Consider the following 11,693-nt stretch of genomic DNA (forward strand, 5'->3'; position numbering starts at 1 on the left):
CAAAAATTAATACTGTTCAAGTTACTTACTTTGACATTAGCCTTTAACAGCAACCATTCCTACATACTCTTTGCCAATCCTGTAGTGACATCCATTTTATGGCTCGTGAGATGGATGCCTAGCGTGTTAAGGGAATTCAATGTTAGTCGATGGATTTGCACTTCTTGCACCACTGGCGCAGTTTTCAGCGGTATTTATTTAAAGTCCTTACCTTTGATGGCATGAATGTAACTTATCGTTATTACCTGGATGATCTATTAGTTTTATGACAAACCCCCCACTAACTTGAACACGGCAGCTGTTAAAAGAAAAACAGTTATAGTGATCAAGAAAAGAAGGTATTGCGAAATGCGCACGAGCAGTGAAGAAAATCCTCGCAACTGGGCTGTCTGCCCGCAAGATTAACAGTTACTTCCAGTGTTGGGGCAGGCGTCTTATCTTGCTGCGCTAATCTATTTCACCCTTTTGCCATCCTGGTTCTCTGTTCCTTAATCAACCGTTGTAAATTAAAGTGACGTACCTTATGCTCTGCGCCTTTTATATACCCTGAGTCGTGTGTTCTTCCACTTGTTGTTTCAGCTCTAGTCTTATCTTGTTACCCTGTGGCATCGTCTATTGAGTGGACTTAAAAGCAATGCGCTGCATATTGGCTTTCTATCAACTTAGGTGCCTGTTTGGTGAAGTTTGTTATTTAAATGAACCTGATGGATAAGGGATTATGGTTTACTCCTTGCATTCTGCGTTACGGTAAAATAAGGATAGCGGGGCAGATGTAGATGGATTTACAGAGGCGATGTAGTCAGTGCCATTTGGTGAATTTAATCAGTCAACACGGGGTGCGATGGGGTTATCTAATCTTTCTGCATAGGATGTGGATTCTACTGTCCAGAGGCAAATATCGCTTATCCTGCTTTGGCGAATCTACTCATTAAAAAGTGGTGGGCTTGCTGTGAGAATGGGCAAAGGTCTTAATAAGCGTTGCCCTCAAGGCCAAAACATTTATCAAGAGAGTTTAAGCCATTATAAGTGCATGCCTTTTAATGATTCTTTAACTCAAGCATGTTCTCACTGAGTGTGGGGCACAATGATTTATAAAATTGGTTTAAATGGAAGGTACTGGCAATAAAAAAGCCTGCTTGGCAGGGTTGACAAGCAGGCTTGAAGTTTAAAAAGCTGGGGTCTTAATCATTAGCGAAAGTAGTTTTTCTCGCTCCGATAAGATTTGGCAATCGCAGATCTTTCAGACGCTCATGCAATTTAGTAAACATAATGGGGAATACGCCATTACCGGTAACATTTGCTGTTGTACCAAAAGGATCACAGATCAAATAAATTGCTGTAATTAAACCAACCATGTCACTTGAAAAACCAAGATGGGCTTCCAAAAGAGGGGTAACGACGATAATAACTCCGCCGGGAACCGCTGCAACAGCATATTTCGCCAACGCGGTGTAGAAGGCAAAAATAATAAAGGTATGCAAGGATGGCAGTGGCAGACCAAAGGTTAAGATAGTTGCCAGCGCTAAAATAGGAACACCAATAGCACTACCGATAGTATGAATGTTAATAATGGCTGGAACGAGCATCTTCGCTTTTTCAGCATCATTAAGATTTTTTTCTGTTGAGACGAGTAACACTGGCATTGAAGCCGCGCTCGAAATAGTACTTAAACCAGTTAAACTAGCTGGCAATACATTTTTTAAGTAGAAAAAGAACTTTTTAAGTGAAAAATTACTGGCTGTGAGGTACCAAAAGGTAAGATATAGCCATTGGCTGGCAATAATTAATACTAAAATTGGGCCGTATAATTTCAATGATGTTTGTAAAACTTGTTCATATTCAAGCTTGAACAAAAAACCTAAAATAAAGAAGGGCAGCAAAGGAATAAACAGCTTTTTTAGGAATCCATTGGCTGCTTTATTTAAATTAGTACCTATTTTTTTTGCTATTGGATTAGGACGTAAAGAAAAGAAGATACCTGTAAAAAAGCCAATTAATAATGCAATATCATTAGAAATAAGCTTTGTTAAGTGAAATTGCCAGGCGGGTACTAACTGGGGCATTGAATCGATACTGGCGGCATTGAAATGAAAGAGACTCAGTCCAATATAGCCAGAAGTATAACCAAACATCAGCGCTGTAAAATTAGACGCAAAAACGCAAACGATAAGTAAAAATACGAAAAACACTGCGCCTTTTTGTAAATTTCCCAGGCATGAAAAGACAAAACTAAAAATAATAAAAGGCATGAAAAACTCAAGTACGGCTTTCATGCTCAGGCTAAATGCATAACTAATAGACTTAATTTGAACGGGAATGTATTGACCGAAAAGCAGTGGAACTAAAAAAATAGCCAAAAGGATGAGTGGCAATTTAAATTTTTTAAAATCTAGATGCATGTTATTCCTTTAATTAAAAATTAAAATATTTGCAGCGGTAAAAGCTACATGGGCAAGCGTATCTCGTCAATTATAATTAGTAATTAATTGTATTCAGTGTTGATATTAAATACGTTAACTACCAATTTGAAGCAGTTTGGCTTACGCTTATCCTCATTTTTACTCGCCTCACTTTAAGCGGTTGGGCTATAAGTGGTTTTATAATTGAGCATAATGGCAATTATTTTTAATTTTTACAAGAGGAATTGGTCAATAAGAGGAAGGAATCGCCCATTTTAAGGATGTAAGCCCAACAAAGAATTCACGTCAGCTTTCCTTAGGTTTGTTGATATTCCTGCTATTTGGGCCGAAAAACGGTAATTCCTATTTTTCACTGTGCTGCGATGCTTGTAAATCACGCTTTTCGATTCCGGCCGGGAAATGCCAACAGACCCTACTGTGGTGGCTGTGGTGGGTACAAATAGTTATTTTTTATTCTAACATAGTGTTCAGCAGAATATTCTAAGTTAGTTAATTCTTCGTTGGTTAAAAGCCTCACTGCGCGAGCCGGATTACCCAGATAGAGATAACCGCTTTGGAGGCGTTTCCCCGGGGGAACAAGGCTGCCTGCAGCAACCATAACATGATGTTCAATATGAACTTTATCCAGAATCAATGCTCCCATCCCTATCAGACAATAATCGTCTATCGTACAAGCATGTAATACTGCTTTATGACCAATAGTTATACCTTTGCCAAGAATGAGCGGTTGGCCACCAGGGGTGAACGGACCATCATGGGATACATGTAAAATGGCAGCATCCTGTATATTGCAAGCTTCACCGATCCTGATGTAATTCACGTCGCCCCGAATAACAGCCATAGGCCACACTGATACATCATTAGCAAGTGTTACATCGCCAATTACAGCAGCTTGGGGGTCAATATAGACCTTTTCACCAACAAGAGGTGACTTGTTTTCATAAGAACGAATAGTCATTTTTATACCATGGTTACCAGTTCTTCCGCGCTAGTCGGATGGATGGCGACAGTATCGTCAAAATCACGTTTGGTGGCGCCCATTTTAACAGCAACTCCAAAGCCTTGCAGCATTTCATCAACGCCATAACCAATCATATGAAGACCGATAATTTTTTCATTTTTTCCCTGAGTAACCAATTTCATCGCTGTTGGGGTTTTTATTTCACTTAACGCGTCATACATGGGATTAAAGCGGGTTTGATAAATTTTAATATCTTCTTTACCAAATTTGGCTATCGCTTCCTCTTCACTTAATCCCACGCTGCCAACTGGCGGATGGCTAAAAATTACTGAGCAGATATTCTCATAATTCAGATGTGCTTTTTTCTGTCCACCGAAGAGACGATCAGAAAGCCGACGGCCAGCAGCGATAGCAACAGGTGTTAAGGCTGGCGCGGCAGTTACATCGCCAATGGCATAAATACCGGGTATGGATGTATTTTGATAGCAATCAACGTTGATAAGACCGCGTTTATCTCTATCCATACCAAGAGCTTCCAGATTTAAACCGAATGTACGGGGAGACCTGCCAACAGCAGCAATCACTGTATCCAGATCAGAAATCATAGAGCCGCTATGGCATTTAATCGCTTTGCGCCCATCTTCCTGCATGATAATACGTTGGGCATTATGGTTGAAATGAATCTTGATCCCTTGTTGTTTCATAATGTCTACCAGGGTATCTCCTAACATCGCATCAAATCGAGTCAGAGGGCGCTCCCCACGGATAAGTAAATGTGTCTCAGCGCCAAGGCTGTGCAGCAAACCTGCCAATTCCACACCAATATAACCACTCCCAATAACAGCTACTTTATTTGGTCTGCAGGCAAGCGAAAAAAAACCATCTGAATCGATAGCATATTCAATTCCTTCCAAATCATTGGGAAGCAAAGGTTCGCCCCCAGTAGCGATTATAATATGATCTGCCTGATAGGTTTTTCCGCAAACATCAACGGTGTTAGCGTCAACGAAGACCCCTTTGCCGTGTAAATAGGTCATATTGTATTCGTTGAAGCGTTTGGCGTAATTTTCTCGTAATCTCTCAATGTAAGCATTGCGTTTACTGACCAGTGTTTGCCAATCCAATTTTACATTGACAGGATGGAAGCCATAGTCAGGTGATTTTCTTAATGTTTCTGCCACCATTGAGGCATTGAACATGACTTTTTTAGGAACACAGCCGAGATTGACGCAGGTACCACCGAGATGATTTTCTTCAATGACCGCCACTTTAGCGCCATGACGAGCAGCACGCACGGCACTGGCAATACCACCGCTTCCACCACCTAAAACTAATAGATCAAATTTCATATTTGTCCCTAATCTCAACCATTTCTCTAGAATGTAGCATTGAATACGCCTGGCTACCATATTGAAATAGACGGTTAACGATCACTAGGGAGAAATGGGTGATCCAGGAGTCGCTGGCGCCATTTCTTCCTTCTCTGACGGGGGCTTAATTTGAAATAGCCTGGCATCTTTTTTACCGTGATTTTCCTCTTTTTTCAGTCGCTTTGGTGCATCACTTGGTGAAGTGGGCGGCGAAAGGTCTTGTTGTCTTTTGCTGACTCGTTTGGGGGAAGAAGGGGCAGCTATAATGTTATTGTCTGGTATTTGAATACGATGCAAAACTCTCGGGAAGGTTGTGGCTGACATTGACTTTTCCACGCTAATGCCATGTTCGTCCTGTAAAATCTCGCAAAAAAGGTCGTAAGGTATTCTATGCGCAATTCTGGGTTGTTCAGGAACACTGGCATCATTTGGATCGATATAATAAATATTACCTCCATCCTCTAATTCTGCACCAATAATTTTGATGACATGTGTCTCCTCGCCTCTTTCATTATCAGTCTTTTTTATTATGGTATGAATGAGATAGCCGTTATCTTCGGATGCAGTAAATTGATGAACAGGGGGTTCAGCAGATGTTTCAATAAGATCATAATCAATTTCAGCAATGCACACGCCTTCACGTAATTCATTAACCAGTGCCTGCAACCCTTTTGCCGGATGCCAAGAGGAAGGAGCACAACCTTGAAGTCGCCATATATGGTTAATGATGGCACGGTCGTAATAGGTTGACAGCTCCTCTAAACTGAGTTCGTCGAAAGATAAATTAATTTTACTTGCCTCAAGTAGTTCAGAAACAGCTTGTTTTACGTCAAATCGAAGTTCCTGGCTGACAGCAGTGATAGCCGCGATCAACGCTTTAGCCTGACGATTTAGGGTAAAATAAGTCAAGTCATCAAACTCTCCATTGCCTAGAAAATCCTGGAAGAAACGAACCGCGTCCTCTGATAGAGGCCTGTGTTGCAAAATCATTTTGGCAAAAGCCAATTCGGTGAATTCAGTCCTTGTATCGCTTGCTGTATCTTTTGATGCCTGCTCTCTAAAAGATTCAAACTGCTCGTTAAACCAATCTACCATGGCATCTTCCCGCACTTTAAGTTTTGTTTGTTGCGTACAAATTTTGCGGTAAGTTGAAATAATTTTTTCGTAATGGCGTTCTGGCCCCATATAAAACTTACCAAACCATTGTGTTTTGGAGGCGTAATACCAGCAGAGTCCTCCTTTCTGTTCAGATTGATATTGTGGGGATTTTGAGTCAGACAACCGCACTATACGCCTACCGTCAAGATAGGAAAGCGCTAAGTGGGTTCCTGAGGGTACATTTTCTTCCAGGGATTTGATTCCAGCTGTTGCTAAAGTATTTTTATAAGTCTTACCACCAGGAAGTTTGCGGATAACTTTTTGTTTTTCGTTTACATAAAACATAACTCAACCTTATTTTAAAGAAGATACCAATTTCTTTGTCGCCAATTAGAATTCGGGTACGCCAAAAGGGAAGCCATTCTAAACAAATTATCCCGGCTTGTTTACTAATAAAGTAGAGTCAATAAATAGACTTGCCTATTACAGGAGGCCATTGGCATAACGATTTATTGAGTTAGTTATGATTCTCTTGAGATTTACATGAAATACGGCGAGCCTTTCATTATACTAATTTAAAGAGTGTAAAAAAAATGATGGTATGAAAATAAAATTTCTCTTCATAGCCTTATTAATCCTAATGGCTGCAAACTGTGGGCAACAAAAAGAGCGCAGTTATCAGGGCTATGTTGAAGGGGAAAATGTCTATCTTGCTTCCCCTAACTCAGGGAGATTGATGCGATTGTATGTTCACCGCGGCGATCAGGTGAAAAAAGGCCAACTATTATTTTCGTTGGATGCAGATCCGCAAATATTAGTGGTCAAACAAAATGAAGCCGATTTATTAGAAGCTCAAAAATTATTGAATGATTTAATGCAGCCAAGACGTACACCGGAAATTGCTGCGATCCAGGCCCAAATCGAACAAACCGATGCACAATTGAAGCTTGCAGAAATTCGTGTACAACGTACCCAACAACTCTATGCAAAACAAGCTATTGATAAAGACTCGGTTGATGAAGCAGTTGCTTTGTATAAAGAGCAAAAACAGCTTAAAGCACAATATGAATCTAATTTACAGTTAGCAAAACTGGGTAGCCGCGATGAACAAATCAAAGCCCAACAGGCACAGGTTATTTCTTTAACCGCAAAACTTGCAGAAGCTAAATGGCAATTGGAGCAAAAAACGGTTTATGCGCCAAATGATGGCTTTATTTTTGATACGTATTACCGTGAAGGCGAGTTTGTAGGCAGTGAGCAATCGGTGCTGTCTCTTTTACCACCTGAAAATGTCCGTATTGAGTTTTTTGTACCGGTACAGACTCTGACTCGATTGCGGCGCGGACAAGAGATTACCTTTCTTTGTGATGGTTGTATAAAAAAAAGCGAAGCTACCATCAATTATATTTCTCCTGAAGCACAATTCATCCCCCCCCTTGTCTATAGTCGCGACAACAGCGATAAATTGGTTTTTCGCATCAAGGCGAAACTGAAGCACCCCAGTGAATTTAAACCTGGGCAACCGGTATCGGTATTTCTACCATGAAAAAAGCCATTATTGATGTAGTTGATTTACGTAAATCCTTTGACGATAAAATAGTTGTCAATGACATTAGTATGTTGGTAGCACAGGGGGAAGTCTTCGGCTTTTTAGGACCCAATGGTAGTGGAAAAACAACGACAATCCGGATGTTATGCGGGTTATTAACTCCAGACGGAGGACGGGGTACTTGTTTAGGCTACGATATTCTTACTGAGTCAGAAAAAATTAAAAAACAAGTCGGTTATATGACGCAGAAATTTAGCTTTTATACGGATTTAAGTATTGAGGAAAACTTAAATTTTATTGCCCGCGTTTATAATCTTGATAAAAGGAAGGAGCGTGTGGAACGGGCGCTGGAGGATCTTGGTTTAGTGCATCGACGTCGCCAGTTAACCGGACAATTGTCCGGCGGGTGGAAACAACGCGTCGCATTAGCAGCTTGTTTGTTACATGAGCCTCAGTTGCTGCTGCTTGATGAACCTACAGCGGGTGTCGACCCAATAGCACGTCGTGAATTTTGGGATAAAATTCATGATTTGAGTGAAAAAGGCATTACGACGTTGGTATCTACCCACTATATGGATGAAGCAGAGCGCTGCACTCGTCTTGCTTATTTGGCTTATGGGAATTTATTGGTAACAGGCACGGTAAAGGAAGTCATTGCCAGTACCAACTTAAGTACTTGGCAAATAACAGGTAATGTGACTACAAATTTGCTGCAAGAAGCAAAAACGATTGACGGAGTGACGCAAGCCGCACTATTTGGTAACCAGCTTCATATTTGTGGTTATGAGCAAGAGAAAATAGAAGCAGGGTTGAATAAATTGGCGGAAGAAAAGTCTATAACCTGGCAAGCTATTGAACCGACTTTGGAGGATGCTTTTATAAGTCTAGTTAAGAAATCAGAGGGAGAGCTCAGTTGAAAAGAGAGGCAATTTCTCGTCTGCTAGCTGTTATGGCAAAAGAATTTATTCAAATGGCTCGTGATCGAGCAACCTTTGCAATGATTATTGGCATACCCTTAATACAATTATTCTTGTTTGGTTTTGCGATTAATACGAATCCGCGTAATTTACCAACAGCCATTGTTAATCCCGATTATAGCAATTTTGGCCGTAGAATCCTGGTTGCCATGCAGGATTCAACTTATTTTCGCTTTATAAAAGCTGCATCAACGGAGGAAGAGGCACACGCCTTGTTGAAAAAAGGGGAAGTACAATTTGTAGTTAATTTTCCACCTAATTTTTCCCATGATTTGGTTAAAGGGGTCAAGCCAACTTTATTATTGGAAGCAGATGCTACTGATCCTGCAGCAACCAGTCGCGCAGTTTCCGTATTTAGTGATCTGGCTTCTTTGGTTTTTAAAGAGGAGCTTGTTGGGCCTCTAAATCAGTTGGCTGCAGGCTCTCCGCCATATGACCCTATAGTCCATGCCATTTACAATCCATTGGCGATCACTGCCTATAATATAGTACCTGGCCTGTTAGGTGTGGTACTGACCATGACGATGGTCATTATTACCGCATTGGTTATTACTCGGGAATTTGAGCGTGGAACGATGGAGAATTTGTTAGCGACGCCTCTTAAGCCGCTGGAGGTTATGGTTGGGAAAATTGTTCCCTATATTATCGTGGGATATTTACAAGTATTGCTTATTTTATGCATGGCTAAATTTGTGTTTAATGTCCCTATGCAAGGCAGTATCTTACTCTTATTAACTCTCTGTTTGCCATTTATTGCTGCGAATCTGGCGGTAGGCTTAACCTTTTCCACTTTGGCTACTAATCAGTTACAAGCAGTGCAAGGCGCGATGTTTTTCTTTTTGCCTTCTATTTTATTATCAGGGTTTATGTTTCCATTCCGAGGTATGCCGGATTGGGCTCAATGGCTAGGCAATATCTTACCTTTAACCCATTTTTTAGTAGTAGTCCGTGGGATTTTACTAAAGGGAAATGGATTCTGGGAAGTATGGCGGCAAATTATCCCCATTATCGCTTTTATGGCTGTGGTCATGATAATAGGTTTTAAACGTTATCGAAAAACGCTGGATTAAGTGAGGAATTGACAGACTGTCTTTTCTACCCGCTCATCTATTAATACGCTAACATGGTCTGCTCCCGGCAATAAAGCCAGTGAAGCGTGCGGGTATTGTTTGCAGAAAATGATTGATTCACTGGGCAGAATCGAGTCATCCTTGTCGCCATGAATACAGAGAAAGGGTGTTTGGGCATTATTGATATAATGACGAAAATCAAGCTTTCTCAAATCAGTTATAGCATGTTGACGAAACACTTCGCGTAAGATAAGAAGACCACGACCACTTAATTTAAATCGTCTGGCTAGTTTACCCACCGGTGTGCGCATGCGGGTTGGTGAAGCTAAAAGGACTACCCGCTCTGGTTCTGCATCCAGCCGCCACTCGGGTAGCTGGCTGGCAAGATTTAAAGTATTCAATAGCATAGAACCACCAAAAGAATGGCCTACCAGGCCATAGAATGGACCAAAATTATTCAATATATGGTGTAGCAATAAAACAGCATCTGTCCACGGTAATTGCATTCCTTTTGCTTCGCCGTGTGCTGGAAAATCCAGAGCATACACATCAAAACCTTGTTGATGAAGAGCACGTATCAAGCGAACCATGTACGCTGCCCGTGACATCCAACCATGGGTAATGAGTACTTTTTTAGCTGTTGAGCGATCAGGGGGGGCAAAATGATGAAGGACATGATGACGTGGATAAATACAGTCAATGACCTCAGTGCGTTTTTCCACGAAAAACTCACAAGCGCGCCGTGCAAAATCGCGATAGGGTTTTTCAACGGGCAGATGAATAGGTGTAATGAATAATTGATAACATAGTTGGGCGTGAATATAGTCTCTAAACTCTGTCAATGTATTAGCAAGCATAATTCCCATCCGTGTTCGAACTATAAATTGATCATAGTTCAAGAAAGATCAATTTGGGCATGATTATAATAAAATTGTATAAGCACATAATGAGCCAGTTGGGAGCGTATAATTGATTATTTAAAAATCAACAGATTGAACATTGGCAAGAGGATAACTAACAATCAGGTACTGGACATTTGCCAATATCAATTTAGACTGTAAACAATGAGAGAAAAAGGACTGGTTATGCATACATCAAATTATCTTTACCATCATGGTGAACAGGAGTTACATGGTTTTCTTGCTTATGATGATGAAAATGATCAACCGCGGCCGGCAGTTTTAGTCGCTCATGATTGGAGCGGGCGTAATGAATTTGCCTGTGAAAAGGCTCAAATGCTTGTTGAGATGGGATACCTTGGTTTTGCTTTGGACATGTATGGACATGGGCGCGTAGGAGCCAGTACCCACGAAAAAATGGGACTCATGCAACCTTTAGCCAATGATCGTCGGTTACTCCGCGAACGTATTCGTGCTGCTTATGATGCATTAATAGCCATGCCGGAAGTAGATATTAACCGTATAGCGGTGATAGGATTCTGTTTTGGCGGTATGTGTGCCTTGGATTTAGCCCGTAGTGGGGCTGAATTAAAAGGGGTGGTCAGCTTTCATGGTTTATTAAATAAACCGGAAGAAAAGCTGCCTAGTCATCCTATCCACGCTAAAATTCTGGCTCTACACGGTTATGATGATCCAATGGTCCGGCCTGAGCAAGTCGATGAGTTCTGTCAGGAGATGACCGAGGCCAAAGTCGATTGGCAAGTGCATATGTATGGCCATACCCAACATGCATTTACTAATCCACATGCACATGATACGCAATTAGGTACAATTTATAATGCTAAAGCAGAACGCCGTGCTCTCCAGGCGATGGCTAATTTTTTACAGGAAATTTTTGTTTAACTTCATCTGAATGAGGCTGAATCTCAGTTCAGCTTCATAGAAACTTACATAAATATACACGGTCCTTTTTGCGATTTTTGTTCCTCTATTTTAATGTTTCTTCCAGGATCTTTTTCTGCTTTCGAGTCGTGTAAAATAACCGGTTCAGGAAGTTTTTGAGGGCCGATAGATTCAATAGCTACCCGCGCAGAAAGAATGGTGAGGTTTTTTTTACAATTAGTATTTTTGATTTGACCAATCAAAATAGTTCTACTTTCGCCCCCCAAATTCATGAAATGAAATGGATGCCATTGGGTTTCTATGCGCTTCTTATTATCAAAAGCAACCTCAAAAACGACTGGATGATAGAGAGTAGAATCGTATTCGTTCGGGCAAATACACCTACCTGAGAAATTTAAATTTTCTAAACTAAGCTTTCTCAAACGAGGAGCTGGAAATGAAATCAA

General features: G+C 40.9%; 10 protein-coding genes. 4 read left to right on the forward strand and 6 right to left on the reverse strand.

The annotated features are described in order from the left end of the window. Positions 1 to 1,181: 1,181 nt before the first annotated feature. The 4 genes from Lfee_RS09805 to Lfee_RS09820 form a co-directional block, all read right to left on the reverse strand. Positions 1,182 to 2,399, reverse strand: a complete 1,218-nt coding sequence (locus tag Lfee_RS09805) for a cation:dicarboxylate symporter family transporter (protein ID WP_058446254.1) — start codon at positions 2,397 to 2,399, stop codon at positions 1,182 to 1,184. Positions 2,400 to 2,832: 433 nt separating this feature from the next. Next, positions 2,833 to 3,378: a gamma carbonic anhydrase family protein gene (locus Lfee_RS09810; protein WP_058446256.1), complete on the reverse strand. Its 546-nt coding sequence runs from the start codon at positions 3,376 to 3,378 to the stop codon at positions 2,833 to 2,835. Between the two features lie 2 nt (positions 3,379 to 3,380). Continuing rightward, positions 3,381 to 4,730, reverse strand: a complete 1,350-nt coding sequence (gene gorA / locus Lfee_RS09815) for a glutathione-disulfide reductase (RefSeq protein ID WP_058446258.1) — start codon at positions 4,728 to 4,730, stop codon at positions 3,381 to 3,383. A gap of 84 nt (positions 4,731 to 4,814) precedes the next feature. After that, a complete protein-coding gene (locus Lfee_RS09820) occupies positions 4,815 to 6,194 on the reverse strand; it encodes a hypothetical protein (RefSeq protein WP_058446259.1) in 1,380 nt (459 codons plus the stop codon). Positions 6,195 to 6,450: 256 nt separating this feature from the next. Here Lfee_RS09820 and Lfee_RS09825 point away from each other — a divergent pair, with 256 nt between their 5' ends. From Lfee_RS09825 to Lfee_RS09835, 3 genes are read left to right on the forward strand one after another with little or no spacing between them, the layout of a single operon-like run. Continuing rightward, a complete protein-coding gene (locus tag Lfee_RS09825; protein WP_058446260.1) occupies positions 6,451 to 7,395 on the forward strand; it encodes an HlyD family secretion protein in 945 nt (314 codons plus the stop codon). After that, positions 7,392 to 8,315 carry an ABC transporter ATP-binding protein gene (locus tag Lfee_RS09830; protein ID WP_058446262.1) on the forward strand — a complete coding sequence of 308 codons (924 nt, stop codon included), beginning with the start codon at positions 7,392 to 7,394 and terminating at the stop codon, positions 8,313 to 8,315. The genes Lfee_RS09825 and Lfee_RS09830 overlap by 4 nt, the downstream gene beginning before the upstream one ends. After that, positions 8,312 to 9,445, forward strand: a complete 1,134-nt coding sequence (locus Lfee_RS09835) for an ABC transporter permease (protein WP_238584910.1) — start codon at positions 8,312 to 8,314, stop codon at positions 9,443 to 9,445. Before Lfee_RS09830 ends, Lfee_RS09835 begins: the two co-directional genes overlap by 4 nt. On the opposite strand, the gene Lfee_RS09840 is transcribed toward Lfee_RS09835, so the two are convergent. Beyond that, complete coding sequence (locus tag Lfee_RS09840; protein ID WP_058446264.1) at positions 9,442 to 10,302, reverse strand: alpha/beta hydrolase; 861 nt, start codon at positions 10,300 to 10,302, stop codon at positions 9,442 to 9,444. The two genes, Lfee_RS09835 and Lfee_RS09840, sit on opposite strands and share 4 nt — an antisense overlap. A 228-nt stretch (positions 10,303 to 10,530) precedes the next feature. Between Lfee_RS09840 and Lfee_RS09845 the strand changes: the two genes are divergently transcribed. After that, complete coding sequence (locus Lfee_RS09845; protein WP_058446265.1) at positions 10,531 to 11,247, forward strand: dienelactone hydrolase family protein; 717 nt, start codon at positions 10,531 to 10,533, stop codon at positions 11,245 to 11,247. Between the two features lie 44 nt (positions 11,248 to 11,291). Here the strand turns inward: Lfee_RS09845 and Lfee_RS17215 are convergent. Then, the coding region (locus tag Lfee_RS17215) for a hypothetical protein (protein WP_162262679.1) at positions 11,292 to 11,693 on the reverse strand (402 nt) is incomplete at its 5' end.

The sequence above is a fragment of the Legionella feeleii genome, assembly GCF_001467625.1.
Taxonomy (GTDB): domain Bacteria; phylum Pseudomonadota; class Gammaproteobacteria; order Legionellales; family Legionellaceae; genus Tatlockia; species Tatlockia feeleii.

Excerpts from the sequence above, each read along its gene's own strand:
- Lfee_RS09825 (WP_058446260.1), top strand. The coding sequence starts at position 6,451 with ATGAAAATAAAATTTCTCTTCATAGCCTTATTAATCCTAATGGCTGCA.
- Lfee_RS09845 (WP_058446265.1), top strand. The coding sequence starts at position 10,531 with ATGCATACATCAAATTATCTTTACCATCATGGTGAACAGGAGTTACAT.
- Lfee_RS09805 (WP_058446254.1), bottom strand. The coding sequence starts at position 2,399 with ATGCATCTAGATTTTAAAAAATTTAAATTGCCACTCATCCTTTTGGCT.
- Lfee_RS09810 (WP_058446256.1), bottom strand. The coding sequence starts at position 3,378 with ATGACTATTCGTTCTTATGAAAACAAGTCACCTCTTGTTGGTGAAAAG.
- gorA (WP_058446258.1), bottom strand. The coding sequence starts at position 4,730 with ATGAAATTTGATCTATTAGTTTTAGGTGGTGGAAGCGGTGGTATTGCC.
- Lfee_RS09830 (WP_058446262.1), top strand. The coding sequence starts at position 7,392 with ATGAAAAAAGCCATTATTGATGTAGTTGATTTACGTAAATCCTTTGAC.
- Lfee_RS09840 (WP_058446264.1), bottom strand. The coding sequence starts at position 10,302 with ATGCTTGCTAATACATTGACAGAGTTTAGAGACTATATTCACGCCCAA.
- Lfee_RS09820 (WP_058446259.1), bottom strand. The coding sequence starts at position 6,194 with ATGTTTTATGTAAACGAAAAACAAAAAGTTATCCGCAAACTTCCTGGT.